Below are 26,233 nucleotides of genomic sequence, written 5' to 3'. Positions count from 1 at the left end.
TGGTCTCACATCAATTAAACATCATCACATCATTTCTTGGCTATAACGAATACTCTTTTAGGTAGGTACTTTTTTATTCAATGGCTTTATCATCTATGGGACCTACTCAGTTACTTTAATTAGCGTTTCAACAAAGTTTCTTCCCTCACTTCTAAAGTTAATAATATATGTTCCAGGTGCGAAACTTGAAAAATCAATCCTTTTCTTACTGTTAGCATTAACCTCAATATCAGCCATCAGCTCGCCCGAAATGGAGTTTAAGGACAAAATACCCCTCTTATTTGTTTGATTTTGAAAATTTAAATGATTGATAACAGGGTTTGGATATATTATAAAAGGATTCCTCTGATGATCTACTGCTTCTAGAATGATTAGCGGATCAGAATATTCTGAATAGCAATCATCAGAATAAGACCTGGCGATGTATTCAACGCTCCGATCGAATTCAATCACGCTTGCAGAATAATTAGAAACAATTCGACCATTGACAGTCCATTCATGATCATAGCCGGTTCTTGTAGATCTAATACTGTCATTTTCTAGATATAAATCAGGTGCCGTTGTAGGTACATAAGAGATTATCAGCGGTTCTGCTATTGCCACCGGATTTTCTAAACACTCTTGATCAGCCAACATCGTTAAAGATATAAGTCTACCGTCATAAGATTCATCCAGTTCGATAGACTCTTGGCTAGAAAATTCAATTCCATCTACATACCATGTGAAAATAGGATTCACACCGCCAAGTTCAAATGTTGCTGATAAGATTGCCAATTCATTGGGGCAGTAATCAGGTTGTCCATTTATACTTACTGAAGGTACTCCATCTAGGATTGATTCTATTTGAATTGGTTGAGTAATGAGATAATCAGCATTTGCACACATGATGGTGTTGGTTATTTCAGCACGTATTACATCATTGTTTTTCGGGAAAAATATAAAATCATTGCTTGTTGAATCAATTCTTTCATTATTAACGATCCAAACTATTTTTGACTCTTCTGACAATCCAATTCCAATCAATTGATATTTAGCTGATTCCCCTTCGCAAACCATTAGGGGTCCATCGATTTCTAAAGCAGGTTCTATTGAAGTATATATTTCAATTTCCGAAGGTGCCGAAACTTCACTTTGATTTTCTGAATTGACTCCCTGAACAGAAAGCTGCGCCATTCCTTCATAAGTGTTGCTCCATACTATGTCCACAAATCGACTCCCGTTGGCTAAAATTGTTCCTGCCTCTTCAGGAGTAAGCGTCCATATGTATTGATCTACGTTTTCAATCTCTTCTGTAAAATACTTTTCCATAGAGGAGGAGCAGACAATGTTGGGGCCGTTTGGTTTTTGAGGTCTCACCACCTGACCTGAATTCACTTCCTGAATAACGAAGACTGAATCAACGAAATTTTTAGCATCAGAGGCATAAACATATACATATCCAGATCTTGTAGAAGTTGCTTCATCCACAGTGATAATTACATTTTGATCATCTAATCCCACTGTATCATTCTGTATACTTATCCACTCATTAGAGTTTCTAATAAGCCAATCCATTTCATCGTTTCCAATATTTGTTATTGCAAAAGAATCGGTATTAAATGCATACAATGTATCAGGCTCAACTCGCAGGATAGGTTCTTTAAGTTCATAATGAGCCTGCACTCTCATTGGTTCAAATATTTCTAATGTTAGCGTGTCCTCCGAGATTGAACTATCCTCATAAATCCAGCCACTAAATTCATATTTTCCAATCGATTTTTCTGGCACGATTGATAGTTGAGATCCAGGATCAAAATACCTTACGATGTTACCTCTTCCATCTCGCCTGGAATGGTTATCATCCAGATCTAACCTGTAGTATGGTTTAATATTGTTAGAAGGTTTTCCATCAAAGAAGCTAAAAATCTCAACAGATGGGGAATAGTTTCGAGAGAAATAATACTCAATTTCTAAAACTAAAGAATCAATTGTAATGCCAGCATCAGAGCTGAATCGTTCTTTTTCAAGAATCAGATCAGCAATCATAGCAGGTTGATAAAATATCGAAATATTGTCACTATTAATTGCTATGTTATTTCTGGAGAGTAAAAATTTAATCAGTTGTGGGTCAAAATTGGATTCCAATTTTTCAGTAGTCTCGGAATATGAGAAATATCTGAAATCCCAGCTGATTGGATTCGCATTATTTGTGGCTTGATTATTTATTAGATAAGTCCTTCCCTCATTAGTAATAAGAGAATTCATTGGATAATTTATTCTTATATCCATATAATCATTAATGTCTTCAGCGGCGGCATTGGAAGCCTTTAGATAGGTTACGTTAATATCCTTGATTCGAATATTATCCTCAACAACGGAGAATAATCCGGTATAATATGGATTAAAAATTACTTCCCCGTCTTCATTTAGCTGTGCTAAAAGTTCATCATTCAGAGATAATACTTTTCGTGACTCCAGAATTTTGGAATTTAGCCCGTTTTGAAACTCTTCATAAATAATATTGGCTAGTCTTGCCAATTCGTCATCATAGATGGCGCGTAAGGCATTGAAGTCCTCTACACTTAAATTGAATGAGCCATTCGACTGATCTACTAATTCAATAATTTTTTCAAAAAATGATGGTATTTCAAAAAGATTCCCTACTGAATATTTTTCCAGGAATCGATATTCATAAGATTTGATCAAATAATAGTGATATTTTAATAGACGGTTTTTTGATAGCTGGAGTAAATCTTGCAAATACACTAACACCGACTCATCAAGTGACAGTATGTTTTCTGAAATTTGTGTCGAATAGATGTCTATCGCATTGATTCTTTTGGGAATAATAGTAGCTAAAGTTACTATTTGCTGGTTCACTGATATGATGCTTTCCGTAACTTCAACCTGTTTGCTTTGTAAAGAGCTTATTCTATCTACAAGTGCTTTTAAGTTAGGATCATTTGCTCTTAAATTACTTAGGATGTTACCGTACTCATTCTTCGGTATGTTAACGATCTGCTTATAATCTTTTAAGAATTTTTGAGATTGCTCAACTAACGGTTTCCCCAATTCGTTATAGTTGTCTTTGATTTGCTTGATGTACTCTTTGTCAAGTGATATTTCATCTAAATCAATTTGATCAATAAAATCTCCGAACTTATTTCTGGCTTTTGCCAGGTTGCTATTTTTGTCTCTGAACGCTTTTGATATCGTAGTTACTCCATCAATAATTGTATCTATATCTGTAAGTTTTCGATCTTCGCTATACTCAACCTCAGCAATAAAATTAATGGCAGTTCCTACGGCAGCAAATGCTGGTTGACCAGGGACTGGAAGTATTTGAAGTACAGAACCTATTGCTTTCCAAAAACCCCTTTTACGTCTTTTTCTTCTTCTTCGATTGACTTCATTCTGAGCTCTTCTTTTTAATTCTATTTCATAAGATATAAGTTGATTACGAGTAGTATTTAATTGATTTGCAATACGTTCACTTTTTAAGTTGAGTTGGTCAAGCTGCTGTCTAAATGACTTAATACTATTTCTATCTATCCTAATTTGATTTTTTTCAAAATCTCTGGCTGTTTCCAGGGCATTAATCTTTTCCTCGATTGAGGCATTTGCATTTAGAATCCAATAATTCAGATAGTATACATTTATATAGTTGTCGACCTCTTCCTCAAAAAGGGACAAGCTGGCCTCAAAAGAAAGCCTTGGTACCCAGCCTGGCGGATTACCGAAATAATCACGATTGGTCTCAATCCGAAAGAGAAGCTCCTCTAAATCGTTCTTGTTTAAAATTAAATCCTGATCCAAATTCACATCATTTGATCGTGCATAATTGATATAGGTATCTATGTATGCTTGATACTTCTTTAGATAAGGGATCATCAAATCATACCTCCCCAAGAGATAAAGATCATCTGCATAATTTATGGCTGTATTCACATGGATAGCATCAAACCAGGTTTCATGATCAAAATACTCACGAAACCCTGATGGAAACCTTATTTGACTTGTCCCATTGGCAGGAAGATTAGTTCTCGTAGTATCATACGCACACAGCAGACCATACGAACTGGGACATTCAACATCATCAAAAAACTGAAGCCTCGAAAACTGACCAAAGATTCCATTTACAATCGTATTAACAAAAAAATCAACTTTACCAAATCTTTGAGCAGTGGTGTCATTGTTTAAGTCAAATGTTGGTGTAAGGTCAATGTAATTACGCTGATCCAGATATAAGGTGTCTATCTTAAAATTCAGATGCGCTCCCGGTATTTTAATCTCAGTGCCGTCCATTGTAAGCTTTTCAGCGTAGACAACCAACTCGTCAATGTCTTCTCTTCCGTTTAATGCGCTGTATAATTTGGTAGGATGCCCTTGCTGGAAATTAAGCTCTTTGCCAATAATGATAACTTTTTTTATATCTCTTTCTGCACCATTAAAATATTTTGTTCCTATTGATGATTCATTATAAATGAGATATTCTTTATCATATGATGGAGGAACTTCATTTAGGTTTTGGAATTCAACCAAATCATATTCGCCAGGCAAGTTGGGAAATTGCTCAATATATGTCACTGCAAAGGTGGAATCACCATTTTCATCTATTGCATAGAACTCTAATTCAATATCTTCAACATCACTTACAGAGGCTGAATATTCAAACAATCCATGACTCATGGAATCATAAACTCCCTGCACCATTCCGTCTACATTAAATTGGAGATACCCCGAGCTTTGACCGAATATTTTTACTCCTCTTATTCTATTTTCAGAGAGTGATTTTTTATACACCTGAAATCGAATAGTATCTCCATTGTGCATACTGTAAAGCAAGTCAGGTACTTGTTCAATTTCATATTGTTTGATATTCGGCAGTTCAATTGTAACGTTAACAGTATTGTTAGACAGAGATGGTAATAATTGCTGGTCCAAGACTGTAATGTTGAACGCGTCAGTTGTAGGATTAGAAGGAGGTAAGTATACCAGGTCACTTACTCTAACTGTATCCTTTATATAGATTGTTTTATTTGCAATCCCAACAAGCTGACCTTTGAGTGGCAGTGATTCAATACGGACCCATTCAAAATCTGGAAGTTCATCTTGAAAATCAAATAATGACTGATTAAAAGCGAAGATTTCATCACTTCTTACAGTAATATCGAGATCCTGTATACTTGGGTGCTCGTTTCTTTCATAAACATAAATACGACCAAGCAAAAAATCTGACTCAAATTGATCTTGTACGGTAACAAATAAATTCTGAGCATTGAAATCTACTGAGTAAGGAAAACATCCAAAACAATCATCGCCGTAGGGAATCACATTATAAGCTTGGTATGAATTAATATCGTTTGGATCATAGTGAATAGTTATGGACTCAAATGTACCTGTAGCAATCACCTTTTCATGAACAGATCCTCGTGTACCACTTATTCCAGTCGCTGCTGGAATTATCGTGTTTTGAAAAATTCTATATGTATTTCCGTCCCTTTGCGTGTAGATGATATCATCGTATATTTTAAATCCCCACCCGCCATTAATTCCGTTATACTGAACAACAGTGGAGCCATTCAGTAAATCATATACATTAAGTGCCGAGCTAGATGACAGAATTAATTTATTGTCATAAAACCCCATACCATCAAGCCCTCCCCATAAGCCCCCAAAAGAATTATCTGGTCCAAAGAATGAGTAGAGTAACACCCAGTTTCCAACGTCTACATATACTCGTACTATATTATCCGACTTAATGGCCAGGTAATCTCCATCCATTTTCAAAACGCTTCCAAAATAACCATCTGTCGAACCTTTCGTAATTGTTTGGTTATGTTGCCATTCATTTAAAGCATCCTTTTTAAAAATATATACTTCAGCCCCATTCATTCCTACGGCTATCTTACCATCCGAATAAGTTACGCCTGTTGCAAAACCAGAAGTGAAATGATGTATGGTATCTGCCAACCAATTGTTTCCAATTTTCTGATATTCTACGAGTTTGAGTCCATCCTCAAAATCACCAGTCAGAACAATTCCACTATCGTGGGTGGTGACATTAAAATCATAGATATCATCAAATCTTCCAAGTTCCAGTGTATCAGAAGGAAAGTAAATCTGTGAGCTGGCATAATTAGCGAAAATTAATGCTAATAATAGGGTGGTAATTTTGAGCTGCATGATTAGTGGTATTAGGTGAAGTACATAAAGATCGTTGATTTTTCTTTGAAATACATACCCACAAATGGGTATTTTATATGAAAAACACGTCGTTTAGAACTTTAAGAAGAAAAATTAGTACTATAAAACGCCCAACGTTGTTAGCAAATAAAGTGGATGATAAGGATACTTAATCGCTTATGGCACTCAATGTAGCCCTGCCTGTCAGGAGACAGGTTCGGTTCGAGTCCCGATAGTTATCGGGAGGGTTAATAGTTTGGGACGTCCCGTCTAGTCAGATATCATTACCCGATTCTATTATTACAATCCAATTTTTTATCAGAAACATACTACCGTCATTTGAAAATTACCTAAAAAAGGGGATTGATTCGACAGATATAAAGAGATAGCTTTATATAAATATCGGTAGCATTCATTCTATTTAGTTAAAGTATGAAGTTGCGTTGGGCATTAAAACTCATACCAATATGAATATATCACGTCGATCCCGCGAGTTGAAAATGATGATTCATCTGATTTCCATGTACATCTTTTCAGTACCTATTACCACCCACATCCTTAAGCTTGCACTGGGTGAAACTTTTATCATCAATGGCTATTCGTTTACTAGGTTTGACAGCCTCCTGTTGATTTTTATAATTCTGGTAATTGTCAGCACTAATATTTATTCCATTGTTACGGACAAGCAGCATAAGCTAACCATGCTAATTACAGGTAGCTTTTTATCAGCAGTCACCATGATCCAATTGGTTGTTCTACTTTTTAATGTGGAAATGATTGTATTTGGAGATATATGGGATCCGGTAGTTTCCGTAGTTGAAGTCTGTATAACCGGATCCTTTAGCGTTCTTTTACTCTTGTCAGCAGCTTATTTTCATCCAGGAAAAAGCGTGGAATCATTGAAGTCTGACAAAGAAATTAAATTCTCTTTTAGTTTCCTCACGATCCTCAATTACATCAATAAACTGGATCAACGGATAGCTTTTTTATTGGGTATTATATTCAGTCTAGCTTTATCTATTCCGTTATGTGCTATGTTTTATTTATTAGGCAATGTACTGCTCAATGAATTTATAATGGATCCTCAGCGTATGAAACTTTTAGGATGGATAGGTATAGTTGGTATGCAGGGAAGTATCATAAGTATGTTATTGAATCTGCGGAGGTTTGAAAAAGTAGCCAAGAGTCAGGATAACTTAAGCCTGTTTATCAATGCATTAGTTAGGCCATTTATTGGATTGTCTTTTGCCCATTTGTCCTTTTTCATGCTTGAATCTGGACTCATGCAAGATGTAAAGCTTATAAATGGAAATTCTTTTTCTGATGGCCAACTCATCTATTCATTCAATTATCATGTAAGCATAGCGTTTATAGCTGGTTTTACCGAACGAATTGCACGGGTAATTCAACCGAAATCTAATACTCAAAAAACGATGGATACTTAAAAAAAGGTATCTCTGCGCTTTTAACTACTTAAATCATGAAGATCAAGAAGGAAATTTCATTTGGGGAAATATTAACTGCGGTTTCTATAATTATAACTGCTGTCACCTTATCGATTGGGTGGAAAAAAGAACGGCAAATACAGATTTCCAAAGAAGCCAATCGAATCAGAAACGTCAGTGTTGAAGCCTACTCAAAGGTGGAGGAGTGGAAAGACCTCAATTTACTATTCTTCGACCAAGCTGATGAATTAATCATGAATGTTAGCATCCAATATTCCGAAGATAGGGATGTGGTTTTGGCACGCGATAGGTATTGGAGAGGATTAATACAATTAAGAAATGCACTCGAAGAAAAAACCATTGATCAGGAATTGCGCTCGTATCATTTAGTCATGCTTAATAATGGATTGGATCAGGATAGTGTTTTCATTGGGTCTGTTGCTTATATAGATAAGCTCCTGGAGTTTCTATTTAAAAACTATATCAATGAAAGTCAGTATGAGTTACTTCAAGAAAGAGACGATAGCCCAATATATTCGGAAGTAATTGGTAACAAACTGAGAACCATCAATTATAAATACCAAACCAAAGTCATCGACTTGTTTAGATCAAGATCATTAAAGCTGAAAAAGCAGTTGCGTGAAATTGTATTAACTGATGACAATGAATTGCTGTAGATTATAGAATTAATCAGGACAAAATGTCTTCGTGCCTGCCTGCGGTAGGTAGGTTATCACTAAACGTGCCGGACTAGGCGTCCCCGTTAATATAGGCCTGCCGGCAGACAGGTTGGGTTCAGAGTCGGGTCTGAGATCTATTTTGATTACACTACTTCTGATACGCTATTTTAAGAATTTTCCATACAAAATCACCCATTTTGGTATTAACTACAACCTCATCCCCAACGGTTTTATTAAGCAGCGATTTAGCCATTGGGGAGTCCATAGATATATAATCTTTATTACCGATGAGCTCCTCGTAACCTACAATTCGAAATCGATTTTGAAAACCTTTCTCTTCGTTTTTAATTTCTACCCATGCACCAAACATCACTTTTCCTTCTTGATTTGGGTGGTAGTCAACAACTTTTAAGTTGTCAATACAGTCACATAGGTAGCGAATGCGATTATCAATTTCTCGAAGACGTTTTTTGTTGTAATGGTAATCGGCATTTTCTGAACGATCTCCCAAACTGGCGGCCCATGAAACCTTAGCGGTAATGTCCGGCCGTTCTACACGCCACAAGTGATCATGCTCATTCCGTAATTTCTGCATGCCTTCGGGAGTAATCAATTGCGAGCGGATGATTTTTGGAAGTGTTGATTCTGGAATTTTTCGCCTCATAATCAATGACCTTGTTTTGAAAACGTTCGCAAGTTAATATAATGATGGATCGTTTGTGAAGAACAATCAATAGATGTTATAATGTCCTGCACCTGCCTGGCCCGACCATAGCGACGAGGTTAATATAGCTTAGGTGAGAGGGGGATCGAGCGTTAAGAATCTATCCTGTGGATAGATTTAGTGAGAAGACAGGTTGGAGGGTGCCTATGACGGCAGGCAAGCACTCTTTTACTCATATACTTAAGGCATGCACACAACCCCTCGTGAATCTCACTGCGTTCGATTTGACATTCTGTCTGCCGGCAGGCAAGTTTAGCAGGGGGGAAGGAGAGAGGGAATGGTAAATGGGTACGTTCTTATAGTACTTTACAAATAGTGGATTGAATTATTAATCCATTACGTTCTAATTAATCTTCTTATTGTCATACAGTTAAGCAAAAAATACCTAAAAAAGGGTATTTGGTATTTTTCATTAATATCTTTTATTACTGTAAGCAAATCTCTAATCAACTAATTAAAAAAATGATTACTGATTCATTTGGTCGTTGGCTAATTGCAAGAATAAGAGATCCAAAGATTTCCGCTGTAGTTATTATTGGTTTTCTCTCATTAATACTTTCTGTAGCAACAGGATTTTTTTCTTTAGAAAGGTTTCTGTTTTTTGAAATATCAGTCAATCGTAATTTATTCATCTACACAAACTCTTTCCTTCATTTTGTACTGATCGTAATTGTGTTGTTTTGGCCTTTGCCTCAAAAAGTTATTTATAATGAGGTTAACCTTAACTATTTCAATTATCAAAAACACTTGACTTTTTTCAAGTCCAGTGATGATAAAGATGAGCAAATTTTTAATCAGGCTAATGATCGGGTATATATATACTTTAAATATTGGAAAAAAATATGGGCAGGTTGGCTTGGGTTATATATCGTTGTATTGGTTAATCAGCTTTTATTAGAGTCCCATATACCTTCAATCATTGAATACTCTCAATTTTTGGTTGGAACTTTTGAGAATTTTTTTAACAATCTAGCCTCCCTTTACTTCATTATTTGTTTCCTAGTTCTTTCTGAATTGTTTGGAAAGTCTGATTTTGAATTGCGCCATATAAATTTTCATCAATTGCTTTTGGTATTATTGGTTTTGACTTTCGTAGAGGTAACTATAAGATTTCTGTTTTCGCCAATGGTTAATGAATATTTCAACATTGATTTGTATTACATTTCTTACGGTCCTATAGATGATTTAAACTTATTTTTTTCAATTATAAGTGGCTTGATTGCAGTAATAGCAATTGCATTATTTACTGGTCGATTTGATAGTAAGCTTATTAACGCCCCACTGTTGATATTGATATTGCTTTATGCTTATGCGGGACTTCAAATATTTATTCGTGATTTTCATATAGATCCAAATGGATTTTTGATGATATGGGTCGTTAATACAGCGTTATTTTTAAAGACAATATTTTTATTATTTACAATCTGGTTAACAGAAACTAAACGTCTCTTTTTCTATTTCCTTGCTGTAAATAGAATTCATTTATACATCCGTGAGGAATGGTATAAAATCAAAGGTCTGTTCATAACAACAGAAAAAATTCAGCAGTATGATCTTACTGGTGAATGGGAAATTTTAGAGGAGTATCAAAGCGGCAGAACCAAGGGTGATGTTGTTCTCACTCAAGATGGCAATAAACTGAGTGGTGTTCTTATTTTGAACGATTGGATGCATACATCTGATGGTAAAGTCAATATTTTCACTATTGAAGAGCGGGTATTAGGAGAAATTATAGATGACAAGGTAAATATTGAGGGGATTGAAATGAAAGTAATATATGGAAAAATTGATAATTACAATCTGGATGCGTGGGAAGGAACAATTTTAAACAACGAAAATATTGTCGGTAACTCAAGAGACGCCATTGGAGTAACTGGCAATTTTATTTTAAAGAAAAAGACAAAATGATTTAAAATATCTATAATATGGCTAGATTATACAGAGAACCTGAGAAAATGAAGAGTCCCACAGGGACCTCTGCCAAAACCCAATTGGGATTGGAGAAAATTGCCAAATTGGTACCCTCAGAGATCATTGCTGGCTACCTAACTATTTTAGGATTCATTTCAGCATTGGACCCGAACATTCAAGAAATTGTAAGCGCAGGAATAATCGCATTATGTACCTGCTTAACTCCAATTTATCTTAAAATGATGTCTGATAAAGATTCAGCAATAAGAAATCATTTGATTATGTCTACAATTGCTTTTCTGGTTTGGGCGTATGCTATTTCAGGTAACAATTTTCCATATCTCCAATTTGAATCTTCAATAGCCTCCATTTTATTGGTTGTTTTTACTCTAATTAGTGGAGTTGTCCCATTAAATAAATGAAGCGCAGAATAATAATCATAATATTCATTTGTTTCCAAGTTTCAACAATTAGCTTGATGGCTCAAGATTTATTGAAAGTTATTGAACAACGAGATACTGTTAAAATTGGCGTCAATGTAAATGTGGATCCTTTTGGGTATGAAATTAAAAATGAGTTTTATGGAGTTGACATTGATGTTGCGTATGAAGTTGCTGATTGGCTTGACGTTGAACCACTACTTCTAGAAATAGAAGGCGCTGAATTCCGTGAAAGGTATCTGGCAATAGATTCTAGTAAGAAAAAATTAGTAAAAGGACATGAGTTAGATCTAATAATTGCAATATATTCTAAAAGACCTGATCGGAAGGTTGATTTTACACTCCCTTATTTTTCTACACCTAAGGCACTAGGGATTCTTACCTATAAAGACCCTGAAATAACGAATTTGGAAAGTTTGGTGGATAAATGTTTAAAGGAATCAAGATTTAATTCTGAAATTAAGTGCCTGGGATATGTCAAAAATACCAACTCGGCAAAATATTTTGAAGAACATATAAAGTATGAATACAATGTTGGTGGTCGTGATGAAGATATTCAGAAAACCATTTGGAGGCTGTTTAGACGGAAAGAAATTATTGGCATTCTGGAGGATTACACAATATTGAAAAAACTTGCTAATCAATATCCTGCCATGGTACAATTAGTGGAATTGGGTATTAATCAACCTGATTCGTATTGCATAGGAATGCCACAGGGCAATCCTCTACTAAAAAAAAAGCTTGATAGTCTGATTCAAACAAAATTTGAATCAGACTCTTTGGTGTATAAGAGCCTTGAGAGGCACATGCGAGCAGAAAATAATCCACCTTTCATTAATCAAAAGAACACAAAAATTGCATTAATTATTCTCCTCATTGGAATTCTAGTGAGTTTCTTCATCATAAGAAACTTTATTAAGAAGTCAGATGAAACGAAGAGCCGTCTAGAAGATGGATTTGAGCCTACGAATGGTAGAGACTGGGCAATTGGCAAAAGTTATGCATGGCTAATTGGAAATGAAAAGTATGGAAAGTTTAATCAGAGATTAAACTATCCAATAAAAAACTTAAAGGAATTTAAAAATATTATCGTCGAAAAATACCAATTTGATAGAAAGGATATTGAATTGACAATTAATGCAAAAGGTGATGATATATTGGATGGATTCGTTGAGCTTAATGGCAGAAGTACTGAAACTAAGATAATACCATTTGCCAAACGCCTTTCGAAAAATGACTCACTCGTAATTTATTATTCAGGTCATGGAAATTTCGAAGGAGGTATTGGTTCATGGCAGCAAACTGATGAAAGGAATCCTAATAAGTTTATTCGAAACAGTATAATAAAAGAAGAACTAGTTGAATTAAGCAAGAAAATAAAGCATATTTTACTTATTTCTGACTGCTGTTTTTCAGGAGCTTTAATAGACTTGTCAAGATCATCAATAAATCCTGACCCAGAAATTCCTATAAGCAATAAGTCGTTTCCCAATGGAGTAATAGCGAAACAGCTAAGATTGCAAATCCTAAATAATTATCAAAAGAACTCAGTTCATGTGATTACTTCAGGAGCGAAAGAAGAAGTACCTGATAAGAGTGAATTTGCACGTGAGTTAAATAAATTTTTAAAATATCAAGAAACGCATCCCGTGCTCCCTGGTAATAAACTTTTCTTTAACCTTTATCAACATATCACACAAATGGAAAGGCCTTTGCCTGAACCTCAATTTGGCACTTTGAGAGATGCAAATCATGATGGTGGACAATTCCAATTTTTCGACAAAGATAAGATTCCTCTAAACCTTTTAAATCATAGTCATGAAAAAAAGGTTACAGAAATTCTAATGTCCTTCGAAAGAGTATTTTTTAAGATGCAAGACATTGATAGTCAGCTAGATATATCCAGTCAAGAATTAAAAAACACGATGAAACGACTTGAGGAAAAGAAAATTATCAGAAAATCTGAATATGGTGACGGACGTTGGATAATCCTCAATAAATAATGGAATTATGAAGTGGGCATCAGATGCTAGTCAAATGGACATTGATAATCTCCCAGAGTTGATTTATAAAACAACTCAAATTGAACAATTTATAACTGATCATCGGAAATATTTTATAGCAGGGAATAAAGGAATGGGGAAGACCTTACTTTTATCAATCAAGAGACATCAACTTTCATCAACTTATAGTGAAGAGGGTTCTCGAAAGATAATGTTCATACCTCAAAATGAACCTTTTCTTGATTTCATGAGCGGGATTATGGATATGGGAAAGTCCAATGCATTTCTTGAAAAAAGAGATGAAGTTCGGCTGCTATGGAAGAATTGCATAATGATTTCAATTTTAAGCCACTTTGACGTGAACTTCTCGACCAATGAAAGGGAAATTATCATAAAGCATTCACCTAATATAATTGGAGAATGGATGATGTCTAAGAGTAAAGTAAATCCGTCATTGATATTTCAAGAATTGTTGAGATCATTGGATCTTTCAAGATTAATTCGATTTCTCAAGTCAGTTGATAATATCCTGCAACTCAAAATTAGTAATATACACAGTGCAGTATTTGTATTTATTGATAAAATAGATCAGGCAATGGCGAGTCTATCTAAATCAAGTTGGATTCATGTCCAATGTGGTTTGTTAGAAGCAATTTGGGATATTGTTGAATCTAACAAGCATGTTAAAATTTACGCTTCGATTAGACAAGAAGCGTTTGGAAATTTCACCAATAAGCAAATTCAGTCTAACATTTACAATCATACTACTCAACTGCAATATTATAAGGAAGACCTAATTGGAATAATGAACAAGTTGTCAAAAGTCTATGAAAATCTTCCTGACTTCAAAAGATTTCTGCAAGTTGAAATTGTCCACAGCGCTTACCACAGGCAGTCTGAGGATGCGTTTAGTTTCATCAACCGACACACAGTAGGTCGACCTAGAGATTTTGTCATTCTAGCTAATGCAATATCTGAACGACAAAAGAATATGAATGAAGACAAGTTGAAGGATCTTGTGACGACTACCGCTGAGCAAATAATTTTAACCAATTTATATGATGAGTCAAAGCAGTTTTTAGATTGTCTATATGATCAAAAGGATAGATTTAGATTTTATGAATTGCTAAAGCAAAACATTCTTACTCGTAAACAATTATTTGAAATAAGTTGTAGGTTTAGCGGAATAGAAGATTCATTTGAAACTATAAGAGTAAAAGAATTACCGAATCATCCTTTTAGTGAATTATATAAAATTGGGTTTTTAGGAACCCTTCATTCTGCAGAAGGTAAGCAAAAACAAAGGTTCAAACAGCCAAGCGATGAATTTGATTACAAAACAGTAGATATACCTGACTCAAAGTACTATTTTATTCATCCAATAATCAGTTTTTACTTGCATGGAATGTCACATGAGAGCCATAGGATTTTTAAAAATATTATAGTAGGACATGGGTACGATTGGAGTAATTACTCTAGTCGATTATTTGAAATTCAATCTGTAAGTTTTGGATTTGATGACGATCAATTGACAGGATATCTGGATCGATTTCTGGATCAAAAATTTTTCGAGTTACCCAATATTAAACCTGAAATAAGGCAAAGTAATGAATGGCTAAACTTATCAAAATATCTTCAAAGTAAAAGTGACTTTGATAAGCTCCATTATCTTATAGATGATTTAATCGATAAGGAATTTACTTGATAAATTCATTAGAGCCTTGAGAGAGTTTAAATATCCATTTCAAATTTTAAACTGAACATCAATCAGAAGGATACACATCACTGTTACCGCAAAAGCGGCTGGCCTGTGCAGATTATTTACCCGAGCGGCTTGGCGAGGGCAAGCGTAGAGTAACGGAGCGCAGACATAATATGAATTATATATAACCAAACAGTTCAAGGATCATTAATTAGCTCAAATGCTCAATACCCTGTTTTGTTATATAATGTCATTGCGTTATGTTAAGATAGCTTCGGTTCTGGGTAGGGATTAATAGGAGCGGAGGGTTTCCTATCTAGAATCAGTCTCTTTCAATTTACCGATGCACTGAGCACTCTTTTGACATTTTAGGCAGGAGGGAGGCTTTAGCGAATGGCAAATGTGTGAGGTGATTAATTTATAACTTAGGATCTGGATCTGTTGTGTTTTTTCCTCCCTCTTGAATTAATAGCATATGCATAGAAGATGACGCATGTCTGAATTTCATTGCTTCCTGATAGTCTGGGTCTTCAAACCAGTCTTCAACACATGCTTTATTAGGAAATTCTAATATCACCATACGATCCGTATAGGGTGTTCCTTCTACGGTAATCACTTCTTCTCCACGAGTTAAAAATTTACCACCGTACTTTTTGACAATGTCGGGTGTGCGATCAGTGTATTTCTTATAGGTTTCTTGATCGTGAATTGACATCATGGATATCACATATGCAGGCATAATTGTAGTGTTAAGTGGTTTTCATTAATATTTCTTCAGCCATATTATCAGCCACTTCTGAAGTGGGTCGGTCTTCTTTATCAGATAAGCTTAATAGCTCAATTATTGTATCATAAAGTCCCAGGACTCGATTTCTGGAATCCTCCATCGTTGGTTTTGAAAATATTCGAGTCCCAGCACCCATCATACCTCCAGAATTGACTACATAATCTGGAATGTAGGTTATGCCTCTTTTCTTAAGTTCAATTCCATGTTCTTCTGAGACTAGTTGGTTGTTGGCTAATCCGCAAATAGCTTTGGCTTTTATATCTACAATGGTTTCATCATTTATAATACCTCCCAAAGCACAAGGAGCAAAGAGATCTACGTCGGCAGCATGAATTTGATCCACAGAAACTTGGATTGCCCGATAATTATCCACCACATAATCGATAGCCTCTTTATTAATATCTGAAACATACAGCTCAGCACCTTCCTCAAACAATTGTCTACAAAGTTCACTTCCTGTAGCTCCCAGACCCTGCACCGCAACTTTCAGTCCATTCAGGTTATCTCTATTCCATAAGTATTTCGCAGTAGCTCTTATCCCAGTAAAACCTCCAAGGGCTGTAAATAATGAAGGATTGAAACCTTCAGGATACTGACTAGCTCTGGCGAAGATGTAATCACAATTTTCTGCTAGAATATCCGCGTCTTTCGGACCTACACCGACATCAATTGCTGTCCAATACTTGCCTGTTAGGCCCTGCACATGCTTGGAAAATGCTTTGAGTAGTTCGCCTTTGTTATCACTCTTTGGATCTGCTATAATAACAGACTTGCCACCACCAAGAGGAAGTCCAGCAATTGCATTTTTATAACTCATTCCTTTAGAAAGGCGCAATACGTCTTTAAGTGCTTCAGTCGACGATTCATAAGGATACATTCGGCATCCTCCAGCTGCTGGACCAAGAGCTGTGCTATGAATTGCGATGATTCCATACAAGCCAACTGATGCATCATGACAAAAGAGAACTTGTTCGTGTCCAGCAAAATCTATTTGTTCGAATACAGCCATAAGATTAGGGAATTAAAATAACGGGTTGGGCTAGTTTACGAGAAGCTAGCAACTCATGGGCTTTATCAGCTTCACTTAAAGGAAGCGCTAAAGGTTGGGCGGGTGTAACGTATCCCTTAATGAGAGAGTCAAAAAACTTCTCACTCATTTCAAGCAATTTTTCTCTTTCACTGGTATAGTGAAATACCATTGGTCTGGAAAGGGTAGAGGACTTCTTAGCCAACATGGGAATCTCAAATCCCTCTACAGGGCCTGAAGATTGCCCAAAATTTATCAGGTGTCCATTGTAAGTAAGTGATGCGAGTGAATCCTGAAAAGTATCTTTACCGACACTATCATAAACCACATTAACACCCTGGTTATCAGTTATTTTCATGACTTTATTTAATACATTTTCTTGTTTGTATAGAATTACCTCATCACATCCATTTTTAGCAGCTATTTCAGATTTCTCATTGGAACCAACCGTTCCTATAATCTTAGCACCAATCCTTTTCGCTTCCTGTGTGAGTAATTGACCAACACCACCAGCAGCAGCATGTATTAGTATCCAATCATTAGCTTCTAAACTTGTTACTTTCTTTGTAAGCATTTGGACAGTAAGTCCTTTAAGAATCGTGGCTGCCGCTATCTCATCAGATATTTCATGGGGTAGCGGAATTGCTATAGATGCAGGTATAATACGTTCACTGGCATAACCACCATAATTAGGTGTTATGTATGCTACTCGACTTCTGGCATCTAAATCAGTTACTCCTTGACCCAACTCTGTGATAACACCAACACCTTCAATGCCAGGAATACCTGGCAAAGACAAAGATTTATATAAGCCAGATCGAACATAGATGTCATGAAAATTGACTCCTACAGCCGTCTGCTTAATACGAATCTCATTATGTCCAGGAGCCTTTAGTTCCACTTTCTTCTCCTTTAAAACAGAAGGTTCTCCATATTCTTCGATTACGATGGCTGTTGTCATTATTTCGTGATTTGATTGCTTAATCGTTTATTTACTCGGTCCTTAAAGTTTGACTTTCGCATGTTATTCTCAATGATTGTGAGGTGGTCCAACAGCTTTGAATCATGATTAAGCATTTCCTCGATAGCTTCATGCCCGGCATGCCAAAACCTCTCAAACACAGGAATACACTCGTGAGCTTTTTCCGTTAATCGAAGTATTTTTTTTCGAGAATCTGATGTATCCAATTCAGTAGACAAGTACCCTTTATCAATCATTCGGTTAACTATCTTGATTACAGCAGGGTGGGATAGGTCTGTAGCCAACGTGATGTGCGTTATCGTTAAAGACTCATGTTTTTTGAACAATAGAAATACGTTTTGCCAATTAGGTTCAATATCAATCTGATGTTCTTTATAGATCTCTCTGGTTTGATAAATAAGCTGGTCACTCAATCTTTTCAGTCTGGCTGTAAGACCGGGATAACCCATGGATACCAAAAAATCTTCCTTCATATCTACAAATATGTAACTGGTTACAAATATAATGTATTTTATGTAACTAGTTACATTTATCATGTACTTGAAATACAGATATTCTGCTGGGGCAAGGGTAGTCTTTTTCTTATTTCCGCACTGGCGAACTCTATCTAGGCAGGCTGGCATGGCAAAATACCGAGGATTGTTAGCTAAAGCTCACAAACAGCAAATCACTAGTATTGTTATCGGTCCGACGTATCGGTAATGACCTGCGTTATAGCCTGCCCCGCACTTGATGCGGGGTTAATATAGCTTCGGTGAGAGGGGGGGCTGAGCGTTAATAAATGATCCAGTGGATCATTTTAGCAAAGAGACGGGGACGCCTAGTCAGGCTGTAGGGTAGGCCGATTAATAGTTTAGGGTTTGGCCTAATTTCCTCTTTATAAGCAGTCATTTCATTTCTTGGTACTCACGAGCACTCTTTTAACATTTTTGGCAGGAGGGAGGCTTGTGTGAATTGCAAATGTGTGTGGATCATCTTGAAAAGCCCTTGTATGAATTTTTCTTCAAGTTTTCAATATCAGCTAAATCCTTATCTCTACCCAATTTTTCCTTATCCAAAAGGAGATCCTCTTTTGAAATAATATTTATTTGAACTCCATCAATTTCACCAATCTCTTTTTTACCGAAACACTTATCGAAATCTTTACGATAAAACGCGACAAGATTCGGTAGAAAATCAAAATGAAATCCTTCCAAATTAAATTTGATGAATGTCTTTTTTGGATCAAAGATGATCTTCTTAAGCTCATCTTCTAATTCAGGGCTGATTTCAGCTATCGATTTTGTGAGCTTAACAAAGTTTTCGTTGGTAGCTAAATACCATACATCAATATCATAATCAATATCTCTAGGAAGATTTGAAGATGGTCTTGCACTCCCATAAAAACTTATTGCTACTCCACCAACAAACATATATTTTACCTTATGCTTGTTCAGTGAGCTAGAAAGATTCTTAATTCCATCGGCTAAATCTTTCTCCATTGATAGGCTTGATTTTACGGAAAATTAAGAAGTTACTTTCTTAATTTTTTTTAATGATTGAGCAGCTCTCTTTTGACGTAGCTTCTCCTTTTGAGTGAGAGATCGTTCCAATCTATCCTTTTTCAACTCATCATATGAACTATATAATTGTAAAGAAGCCATGAAGCAAATGTAATTATGAATAATGGGTAATCAAACGTACTCCGTGTGTGGAAGTTCTTTGTAAGAGAAATAACAGCTTAAATAGCAATATGATACGATACTCAATCGTTCATAGCTATTTAATATAATGTTTATTATCGCGAACACAGAATGTGTTCGATAATTTATATTATGTTAAGTTATAATTTAGGAATACTGTCCTATTTGGGTCTATGGACTAATAAGTAGTATCTTGAATAATTAACTATCAATTCTTTCTACATGAAAACCAACAAGATATTCTACTGGATCTTCACCATACTTATCAGCTTATGGATGCTTTTGCAAGGCGTGATATTTACATTCATGCAGGATACGATTGTTCCTGTCTTTGAAAGTTTGGGATTTCCACTTTGGCTGATAGCCCCATTAGGTATTGCCAAGATTCTTGCAGTGATAGCCATTCTAAGTAACAAATCAGCGATACTCAAGCAACTGGCATATGTGGGTTTAGCTGTAGAATTTGCGATCGCACTTATTAGTCACCTGATGGTTGGTGACAATCAATGGCCAGTTGCAGTTGCTGCCCTGCTAATATTAGGAGGCTCTTATATCTTTGGCCTGCGAATAAAACGTTGATTCTGTTTAGTATATAAGTTGCTTTAAAACAGCAGAGCTTACTACTTCTTCTTACGATTTTGATTCTTGTCACCGCGCGTCAGCGGCTTCTTATACTTCTTGGCAAGCTTGCGGCGGTATGATCCTCCCAGGTTTACCTTCTTATTCTTGTCCTTCTTCTCGTGTGTAGATTCTCCCTTTGGATTTTTGGGGCTGAGCTTGTGTGATAGCTCCTTCTGTTTATCTTTTGGTCGCTCCTCCGGTAATAGCTCATTGGATCGCTCTACTTCACTAGGAAATGGCTCTTCACTGATTTCCAACTTCATCAGCTGTTCAATCGCCACTTTTTGATCCGTCTCTTTCACTGTATACAACAAAATCGCCGAGCCCTCTTTCTCTGCACGTCCGGTACGCCCAATCCGATGCATGTAGTTTTCCGGATAGATCGGCACGTCCATGCTCACTACATGGCTTACGTCTGTCAGATCCAGTCCCCGTGCAATGACATCCGTAGCAACCAGGATCCGCTTCTTTCCCGAGTTAAAAGCTTCCAGGGATCGCAAGCGATAATTCTGACTTTTATTACTGTGGATGATGCACAGATCCTTTTCATACAATTCTTCCATCTCCTCATAGAGTCTGTCTGCATTGCGTTTACTGGAAACGAATACCAGCACCTTTGGAAATGCTTTCGCTGAAGCCAACAAATATTTCAACAGCTCCACCTTCGTGTAAAAATTCGGTGCTTTGTATGCCACTTGTGTAATATTCTCCAGTGGTGTACCACTCAGAGCAATCGTTATTTTTTCCGGTTGACTGAAATAATCGTCAATCAATTCATCAACCTCTTCGGTCATGGTCGCCGAAAACATGATGTGTTGACGCTTCCTGGGTAGCATGTCAAAGATGTTCGTCAACTGAAACCGGAATCCAAGGTCTAGCAGTACATCTACCTCATCTATCACCACTTTTTTCACACTTTTTAGTGACAAAGATTTATGTAATACCAGGTCATAAACACGGCCAGGTGTACCTACTAATATGTCCATTCCTGCTACTACAGCAGGTTTTTGTGTATTGATGTTTTTGCCCCCATGTACGCCCAATACACGGATATTCATGTAAGTGGTCAATGATTCTAACTGCTCTACCACTTGCACTACCAGTTCTCTTGTTGGGACCATGATTAGCACCCTTGGAGGCACTTCTTCTGAGTATTTCAGGTCTCTAAGCAGCGGTAATAGGTAAGCAAACGTCTTCCCTGTTCCGGTCTGTGAGATACCTACCAGGTCCTTTCCGGATCGGATCGCAGCATATGCACGCTCCTGAATGGGCGTTGGCGTATGAAAACCCAGGTCCTCCAATGCATGGTGGAGTGAATTTGAAAGATCAAGGTGCTCAAAGTTGCTCATGGAACTCATTTTCGGCAAAAATACCGAATCCTACCATGCATCTGTTAGTTCTCGTCTACTCTTCACACACTGGAGCATTCAGAGGTTTGTTTCTATGCACTGCAACATTCATTCTTCGGGTTTCTTTTTCCCAAATCCATGCAGGTTTTGCTCAGCAAAGCTTTTAGGAAATTTCTCTATGCCCGGGAATCCGAGTTTGATGTCTTTCCCATCATGTGGTATGTAATTAGTCTTGAACAGGTAGTCCCATAGACTAAGTGTAAGCCCGAAATTCACACCGTATCTCCGCTCCTTAGGCAAATGATACGAATGATGCCAGATGTGCATCTGCGGATTATTGAAAATGTATTTGAAAAACCCCAGGTTAAGCTTGAAATTACTGTGATTAAAATGACCTACTGCTAGTGTGAATATGTGAATGATGAAGAAATCCCTCAAACCAATGCCAATGAGCGCCAGTGGAATGTATTCGATGGTTCGGTAAACTACATTCTCAATCCAATGATAGCGCAGGTGTGCTGCAAAGCCCATTTGTTCTACTGAATGGTGGACTTTATGAAATTCCCATAGGAAATCCACCCTGTGTAATAGTCGGTGTGTCCACCATTGTACGAAATCACGTACTACAAACCCTATTAGTAAGTGTGACCACATGGGCCAACTCATCACCTCAAATGCCAGCAAATTGGTGATTCCGATGGATTCAAGGAGCCCATTGAAAAAGTTCACCACCACATTAGATGCAGCATTGTAGATAATCAGTGAAAACAGAAAGAAATTGAAAAACATATAGAAAAAGTCCAACCAAAAGTCCTTCCTGAATTTGGGTTGACTCTCTCTCCATGGTCGTAGGAGTTCCAAGGCATAAAAGAAGCCGGAAACCCCTATCAGCCAATAAAAATAATTGTGCCAACTTGGGTTTTTGATTTCGTTCCACAGGTAGTTGGCATACCCCTGATAGCTCTCGACAATGATGTTGAAATAATCTTCCATAGCTTGTTTACTTAATTAACTAATTCTGGCTGAAAATGATGGGTCCATTCCACCCAGGAACCGTCATAATTTTTAACATTTTTCCTTCCTAATAATTCCGTCAACACAAAAAACGTATGTGTTGATCTGACGCCTGAATGGCAATAGGTGACCACTAATTGTTCATTATTGATCACTTCATTGTAAATTTTTTGCAATTCTGACGTTTCCTTAAATCGGAATGTTTCCTGATCGACTGCTTCCATCCAATCAATGTGCTTACTTTCTGGTATTCTACCTGCCCATTTAGCTCCTTGCTTCAAACTAAGGCCTTCAAACTCGTCCTTCGAGCGGGTATCCAACATGAATGGCTCATTGTTGTTAACCATCATTGATAGGTCTCCTATCAGCATATTAAGTGAAGTATTTGTCCCAACATATGAAGGCAGTTCGAAATCACTGCGTTTCCGATTGACTATCTCTGTGGTCAGGGTATCCAGTTTCATCCATCCTTGAATACCACCATTTAGAATTGCCATGCGCTCATATCCATAGTGCTTTAGTACCCACCAAAGGCGCGTAGCTTCACATGATCCACGGTTGTCATACAGAACAATAAATGCATTTGCCGGAACTCCTTTACTTCGCAATTTTTCTCCTAAAAAATCCCGATCAGGAATCATTCCATCGTATTTAAATGAAGGATTGTTAAGCTCTGAACGCCAGATGTTTATGGAATTTTTTACATGACCTTTCTGAAAGTCTTCAGGTCGCTGCAGGTCAAGCACCACAAGTGTATCATCTGTAACAATTGGAAGCAATTCTTCGGCCTCTATCAGGTACTTAGTTACCTTCGTTGGTTCTCTCTCCTTCTCCGGAGGATTGTTACAACCAACCATCAGTACCAGGAGCATTAAATATGTGACAATATTATTCCATTTCATACCATTCAATATTTTCAAGTTGTGCCCTTCTACCCTTTTTTTGAGGAGCGTAGTTGTTGGCCAGGTAGTTAATAATTGAAGATTCATTATCACCAAGATCCCACAGGTTTTGTGTCTCCTGCATCCATTGTATGGTACTCTTCCACCCTGTTTCTGTCATTCGGTTTTGAGTAATCAGCTTTGCTGAATGACAGGGGGTGCAGTTCTGTATCACCAGCTCTAACCCTTCTCCTTCTACCAATCCGCTTTGAACATGGATGCCATTCATGATTTCAAGAGCGGCATCTGCGACAGCAATGGCAGTTTTATTAGGTTGTTTGCTTTCCAGGTAGTCGTAACCCATATATATCACAATCGCGAAAAGCATGAGTAAAACCACAACGACGGCTTTCAATGCATCCACCACCATCTGAAGTATCCTTACGTATTGCCTATTATCCATGAGTAGCTACCCAACTTTTACAGCAATACGGTGACAAGCATTATTCAAGTAGCCTTTCGGATTCCACCCCGGAACAATCATTGGCTGCATGTTGCCTTTGATATCCGTAGCTCTGGCCCACACCTCATAATACCCCTTTTCCGGAAATGAGACTGAGGCGTACCAATGTTGCCATGCGAGACGGTTTGCAGGGGGTTCCAAGCGGCATTTTTGCCAGCTCATACCAAAGTCAATGGAATAGTGAACCTCTTTTACGTCCAGTTCACCTGCCCAGGCATGTCCACGTATATCCAGCGATTTCTTTGATCCCAGTAGCGCACCGGATTTAGGATATGTAATAAGCGATTTTACCGGCATGGATTCGATGATGCACATATTATCATCTTCAACCTTTTCTCCTGGTGCGACCGGATCACAGGGTATCCGATACGACTGTCCCTCCATCTTCTCACCGTCATGTACCTTATTTCTAATACTCAATCGATGGAGCCACTTTCCTGAAGCAGAAGCTGGCCAACCACCGGCTACCAAGCGTAATGGATAGCCATGAATGATAGGTATGTCTTCACCATTCATTTCATAAGCAATCAACGTTTCTTCCATCATTGCTTTGGTAATTGGAACTCCCCTTGAAATGGGGTTTTTATTGGGACTGCCACTCAGGTGCATGTCTTTTCCATAATAGCCGACATACACTGCATCGTCTTTCACTCCTATGTCCTCCAGTAGATCTCTCAGTCTTACACCAGTCCAGTTGGCACTGGAAACTGCGCCAAGGCTCCACTGATTACCCTTCGCTGGTGGGTCAAACTCATTCCGGCCATTGCCACCACATTCTAATGTTAACTGATAGGTGTATTTTGGAAAGCGTTTTAAGTCTTCGAGTGAGTAACTTTTGGTAGACACTGCAGACTCACCATCAATCGTTAGCGTCCACTTAGTTGGATCGATCTGATTTGGCACTAACCCATTATTTCTCACAAACATACGTGATGCAGGAGTTACCTTATCATCCAGAATGTGTGCTTGTGCTTCAGCATTCCACGGCTTATCATTAAGCACCACCATGTCTTGGTCTTTGTTAAACTTCTGGTGAAAATTATCCTGATCAAACACCACAGGCACGTAATCCTTTGGCATCCATCTGCCAAATACGATCGGAATTCCAATCATTCCTGAGAATGTAACGAGGGCACTTTTTTTAATGAATTCTCTACGATTGGTTTTCAAAATACATTGGTTTAACACCCTAAAGCTAACAGCAACTAGTGTATATAAATGTAACAATTGTTACTCTCGTAAATGAATATTTCAAACCATATAGTCTCGTAAATATTCCATAATGGGGTTATTTTAGTAATTTGAAACCTCACCTAGCTCATCCACTTATGAAAAAGACGCTATCAGTAACCATTTTGCTATGTTTTGCATTTATCAGTTCAGCTCAATTTGAAAGCAAAGTTGTTGGAAATACCTATGCCATCGAGATAAAGGATGGCGTGTGCTACTTCAACGGTCTAAAGATTGGCGACAAGCAGGAAGATGTTGAAGCCCGTCTAGGCAAGACTCAGTTGGTTTCACAAGTCTCTGAAAAGAACATATCACTTACTTCCCTCTATTATCCGGATTATGGATTGGAGTTTACCCTGGAGGGTGATTACGTACGCGTTATCCTTTTATACCCCAAAGCTGGCTCTGTGATGGGTGATATTCAGAAATTTAAGATCTTCTCTCGAAATCAAAACAACTGGCGTCTGACTAAGCTACCACTGAATAAAGCGCTTCCTCAGGATATTATGATGGAAATGGGTACTGAATCCATCAATACCAAATTAGGTAGCGGATTTACCTCAGCTATTAGTAACAATGTAATGGGCTATAAACTGATCAACTCAGGAGGTACTCAGGATATCATTTTCTACTTTGATAGCAACGATTATGTAATCGAGCATATCGCTAACAGGCTAAGTAAATAAAGGTGTTTGATGCTTTTCGCTTATTGATGGTGTGGGCCTTCATCTTTAAAGATGTAGTAAACAAAGGCAATAATACCTACGAGTGTCAATAGCAATAAGATCTTCAATAGCATGAATGCAAATTAACAGCTTTTTGCTGCGCAACGAGTATGATCTATTTGAAATAAAAAAAGGCTTGTAATTGCTTACAAGCCTAGTAACCACCCTTGGTCTTACTCACCTAATGCTCTTTTTTTCTTGGGCTAGAATTTGCTCTGATTCTCGGAAGAAGACTTACAGATGCTGCTGTCTCATAACTTTGAATTTGATAGATCAAAATTGTTGAATCCCTATCATTCACACATCGGTGATTCCATGATTTGATCATTTATGTAAAATACG

The 26,233-nt window shown here is 37.2% G+C and carries 20 protein-coding genes; 8 read left to right on the top strand and 12 right to left on the bottom strand.

The features are described from left to right. Positions 1-102: 102 nt before the first annotated feature. The gene (locus ACO05G_RS07885; RefSeq protein ID WP_421765464.1) at positions 103-6,165 is read right to left on the bottom strand and encodes a T9SS type A sorting domain-containing protein; all 6,063 of its coding nucleotides are present in this window, start codon (positions 6,163-6,165) and stop codon (positions 103-105) included. A 467-nt stretch (positions 6,166-6,632) separates the two neighbouring features. Between ACO05G_RS07885 and ACO05G_RS07880 the strand changes: the two genes are divergently transcribed. Further along, positions 6,633-7,610, top strand: coding sequence for a hypothetical protein (locus ACO05G_RS07880; protein ID WP_421765463.1), 978 nt, complete (start codon positions 6,633-6,635; stop codon positions 7,608-7,610). Between the two features lie 35 nt (positions 7,611-7,645). After that, positions 7,646-8,287: a hypothetical protein gene (locus ACO05G_RS07875; protein ID WP_421765462.1), complete on the top strand. Its 642-nt coding sequence runs from the start codon at positions 7,646-7,648 to the stop codon at positions 8,285-8,287. A 151-nt stretch (positions 8,288-8,438) separates the two neighbouring features. On the opposite strand, the gene greB is transcribed toward ACO05G_RS07875, so the two are convergent. After that, positions 8,439-8,954, bottom strand: a complete 516-nt coding sequence (gene greB, locus ACO05G_RS07870; protein ID WP_421765461.1) for a transcription elongation factor GreB — start codon at positions 8,952-8,954, stop codon at positions 8,439-8,441. Between the two features lie 522 nt (positions 8,955-9,476). On the opposite strand from greB, the gene ACO05G_RS07865 reads away from it, so the two are divergent. Genes ACO05G_RS07865 through ACO05G_RS07850 form a run of 4 tightly spaced genes read left to right on the top strand, consistent with a single transcriptional unit; the run spans position 9,477 to position 15,073 of the window. Continuing rightward, the gene (locus ACO05G_RS07865) at positions 9,477-10,922 is read left to right on the top strand and encodes a hypothetical protein (protein WP_421765460.1); all 1,446 of its coding nucleotides are present in this window, start codon (positions 9,477-9,479) and stop codon (positions 10,920-10,922) included. Positions 10,923-10,939: 17 nt separating this feature from the next. Further along, on the top strand, positions 10,940-11,347 hold the full coding sequence (locus ACO05G_RS07860) for a hypothetical protein (protein ID WP_421765459.1): 408 nt from the start codon (positions 10,940-10,942) through the stop codon (positions 11,345-11,347). Positions 11,348-11,403: 56 nt separating this feature from the next. Further along, positions 11,404-13,368, top strand: a complete 1,965-nt coding sequence (locus ACO05G_RS07855) for a caspase family protein (RefSeq protein WP_421765458.1) — start codon at positions 11,404-11,406, stop codon at positions 13,366-13,368. 7 nt (positions 13,369-13,375) lie between these two features. After that, entirely contained in the window at positions 13,376-15,073 is a 1,698-nt protein-coding gene (locus tag ACO05G_RS07850) for a P-loop ATPase, Sll1717 family (protein WP_421765457.1), read from the top strand. Positions 15,074-15,488: 415 nt separating this feature from the next. Here the strand turns inward: ACO05G_RS07850 and ACO05G_RS07845 are convergent, their stop codons facing one another. The 5 genes from ACO05G_RS07845 to ACO05G_RS07825 form a co-directional block, all read right to left on the bottom strand. Next, positions 15,489-15,809 carry a DUF1330 domain-containing protein gene (locus ACO05G_RS07845; protein WP_421765456.1) on the bottom strand — a complete coding sequence of 107 codons (321 nt, stop codon included), beginning with the start codon at positions 15,807-15,809 and terminating at the stop codon, positions 15,489-15,491. 10 nt (positions 15,810-15,819) lie between these two features. Then, positions 15,820-16,866 carry a Glu/Leu/Phe/Val dehydrogenase dimerization domain-containing protein gene (locus tag ACO05G_RS07840; protein WP_421765455.1) on the bottom strand — a complete coding sequence of 349 codons (1,047 nt, stop codon included), beginning with the start codon at positions 16,864-16,866 and terminating at the stop codon, positions 15,820-15,822. A gap of 4 nt (positions 16,867-16,870) precedes the next feature. Then, positions 16,871-17,845: a quinone oxidoreductase family protein gene (locus ACO05G_RS07835; protein WP_421765454.1), complete on the bottom strand. Its 975-nt coding sequence runs from the start codon at positions 17,843-17,845 to the stop codon at positions 16,871-16,873. Next, positions 17,845-18,339: a MarR family winged helix-turn-helix transcriptional regulator gene (locus tag ACO05G_RS07830; RefSeq protein ID WP_421765453.1), complete on the bottom strand. Its 495-nt coding sequence runs from the start codon at positions 18,337-18,339 to the stop codon at positions 17,845-17,847. The genes ACO05G_RS07835 and ACO05G_RS07830 overlap by 1 nt, the downstream gene beginning before the upstream one ends. Before the next feature lie 498 nt (positions 18,340-18,837). Continuing rightward, positions 18,838-19,347: a nucleotidyltransferase gene (locus ACO05G_RS07825; RefSeq protein ID WP_421765452.1), complete on the bottom strand. Its 510-nt coding sequence runs from the start codon at positions 19,345-19,347 to the stop codon at positions 18,838-18,840. Positions 19,348-19,770: 423 nt separating this feature from the next. On the opposite strand from ACO05G_RS07825, the gene ACO05G_RS07820 reads away from it, so the two are divergent. After that, positions 19,771-20,127 carry a DoxX family protein gene (locus tag ACO05G_RS07820; protein WP_421765451.1) on the top strand — a complete coding sequence of 119 codons (357 nt, stop codon included), beginning with the start codon at positions 19,771-19,773 and terminating at the stop codon, positions 20,125-20,127. Positions 20,128-20,168: 41 nt separating this feature from the next. Here ACO05G_RS07820 and ACO05G_RS07815 read toward each other — a convergent pair whose 3' ends face one another. From ACO05G_RS07815 to ACO05G_RS07795, 5 genes are all read right to left on the bottom strand, one after another. Further along, positions 20,169-21,518 (bottom strand): DEAD/DEAH box helicase, encoded by a 1,350-nt coding sequence (locus ACO05G_RS07815; RefSeq protein ID WP_421765450.1) that lies wholly within the window; start codon positions 21,516-21,518, stop codon positions 20,169-20,171. 108 nt (positions 21,519-21,626) lie between these two features. Further along, a complete protein-coding gene (locus ACO05G_RS07810) occupies positions 21,627-22,511 on the bottom strand; it encodes a sterol desaturase family protein (protein ID WP_421765449.1) in 885 nt (294 codons plus the stop codon). Between the two features lie 11 nt (positions 22,512-22,522). After that, positions 22,523-23,434, bottom strand: a complete 912-nt coding sequence (locus ACO05G_RS07805; RefSeq protein ID WP_421765448.1) for a sulfurtransferase — start codon at positions 23,432-23,434, stop codon at positions 22,523-22,525. Next, positions 23,421-23,876, bottom strand: coding sequence for a cytochrome C (locus ACO05G_RS07800; protein WP_421765447.1), 456 nt, complete (start codon positions 23,874-23,876; stop codon positions 23,421-23,423). Before ACO05G_RS07800 ends, ACO05G_RS07805 begins: the two co-directional genes overlap by 14 nt. 6 nt (positions 23,877-23,882) lie before the next feature. Next, positions 23,883-25,049: a sulfite oxidase gene (locus ACO05G_RS07795; RefSeq protein WP_421765710.1), complete on the bottom strand. Its 1,167-nt coding sequence runs from the start codon at positions 25,047-25,049 to the stop codon at positions 23,883-23,885. A gap of 215 nt (positions 25,050-25,264) precedes the next feature. Here ACO05G_RS07795 and ACO05G_RS07790 point away from each other — a divergent pair, with 215 nt between their 5' ends. Then, entirely contained in the window at positions 25,265-25,852 is a 588-nt protein-coding gene (locus tag ACO05G_RS07790) for a hypothetical protein (protein ID WP_348282309.1), read from the top strand. The last annotated feature ends 381 nt before the right edge of the window (positions 25,853-26,233 follow it).

Source organism: Ekhidna sp., assembly GCF_965227465.1.
Classification (GTDB): domain Bacteria; phylum Bacteroidota; class Bacteroidia; order Cytophagales; family Cyclobacteriaceae; genus Ekhidna.
The sequence above is the reverse complement of the archived record's forward strand: the minus strand, read 5'-3'. Positions and strand labels throughout refer to the sequence as shown.

Bases quoted from the DNA above. Each gene is read 5' to 3' on its own strand.
- ACO05G_RS07805 (WP_421765448.1), bottom strand. From the start codon at position 23,434: ATGAAATGGAATAATATTGTCACATATTTAATGCTCCTGGTACTGATG.
- ACO05G_RS07845 (WP_421765456.1), bottom strand. From the start codon at position 15,809: ATGCCTGCATATGTGATATCCATGATGTCAATTCACGATCAAGAAACC.
- ACO05G_RS07865 (WP_421765460.1), top strand. From the start codon at position 9,477: ATGATTACTGATTCATTTGGTCGTTGGCTAATTGCAAGAATAAGAGAT.
- ACO05G_RS07875 (WP_421765462.1), top strand. From the start codon at position 7,646: ATGAAGATCAAGAAGGAAATTTCATTTGGGGAAATATTAACTGCGGTT.
- ACO05G_RS07825 (WP_421765452.1), bottom strand. From the start codon at position 19,347: ATGGAGAAAGATTTAGCCGATGGAATTAAGAATCTTTCTAGCTCACTG.
- ACO05G_RS07820 (WP_421765451.1), top strand. From the start codon at position 19,771: ATGAAAACCAACAAGATATTCTACTGGATCTTCACCATACTTATCAGC.
- ACO05G_RS07850 (WP_421765457.1), top strand. From the start codon at position 13,376: ATGAAGTGGGCATCAGATGCTAGTCAAATGGACATTGATAATCTCCCA.
- ACO05G_RS07835 (WP_421765454.1), bottom strand. From the start codon at position 17,845: ATGACAACAGCCATCGTAATCGAAGAATATGGAGAACCTTCTGTTTTA.
- ACO05G_RS07810 (WP_421765449.1), bottom strand. From the start codon at position 22,511: ATGGAAGATTATTTCAACATCATTGTCGAGAGCTATCAGGGGTATGCC.
- ACO05G_RS07815 (WP_421765450.1), bottom strand. From the start codon at position 21,518: ATGAGCAACTTTGAGCACCTTGATCTTTCAAATTCACTCCACCATGCA.
- ACO05G_RS07885 (WP_421765464.1), bottom strand. From the start codon at position 6,165: ATGCAGCTCAAAATTACCACCCTATTATTAGCATTAATTTTCGCTAAT.
- ACO05G_RS07795 (WP_421765710.1), bottom strand. From the start codon at position 25,049: ATGATTGGAATTCCGATCGTATTTGGCAGATGGATGCCAAAGGATTAC.
- greB (WP_421765461.1), bottom strand. From the start codon at position 8,954: ATGAGGCGAAAAATTCCAGAATCAACACTTCCAAAAATCATCCGCTCG.
- ACO05G_RS07840 (WP_421765455.1), bottom strand. From the start codon at position 16,866: ATGGCTGTATTCGAACAAATAGATTTTGCTGGACACGAACAAGTTCTC.
- ACO05G_RS07800 (WP_421765447.1), bottom strand. From the start codon at position 23,876: ATGGATAATAGGCAATACGTAAGGATACTTCAGATGGTGGTGGATGCA.
- ACO05G_RS07855 (WP_421765458.1), top strand. From the start codon at position 11,404: ATGGCTCAAGATTTATTGAAAGTTATTGAACAACGAGATACTGTTAAA.
- ACO05G_RS07790 (WP_348282309.1), top strand. From the start codon at position 25,265: ATGAAAAAGACGCTATCAGTAACCATTTTGCTATGTTTTGCATTTATC.
- ACO05G_RS07880 (WP_421765463.1), top strand. From the start codon at position 6,633: ATGAATATATCACGTCGATCCCGCGAGTTGAAAATGATGATTCATCTG.
- ACO05G_RS07830 (WP_421765453.1), bottom strand. From the start codon at position 18,339: ATGAAGGAAGATTTTTTGGTATCCATGGGTTATCCCGGTCTTACAGCC.
- ACO05G_RS07860 (WP_421765459.1), top strand. From the start codon at position 10,940: ATGGCTAGATTATACAGAGAACCTGAGAAAATGAAGAGTCCCACAGGG.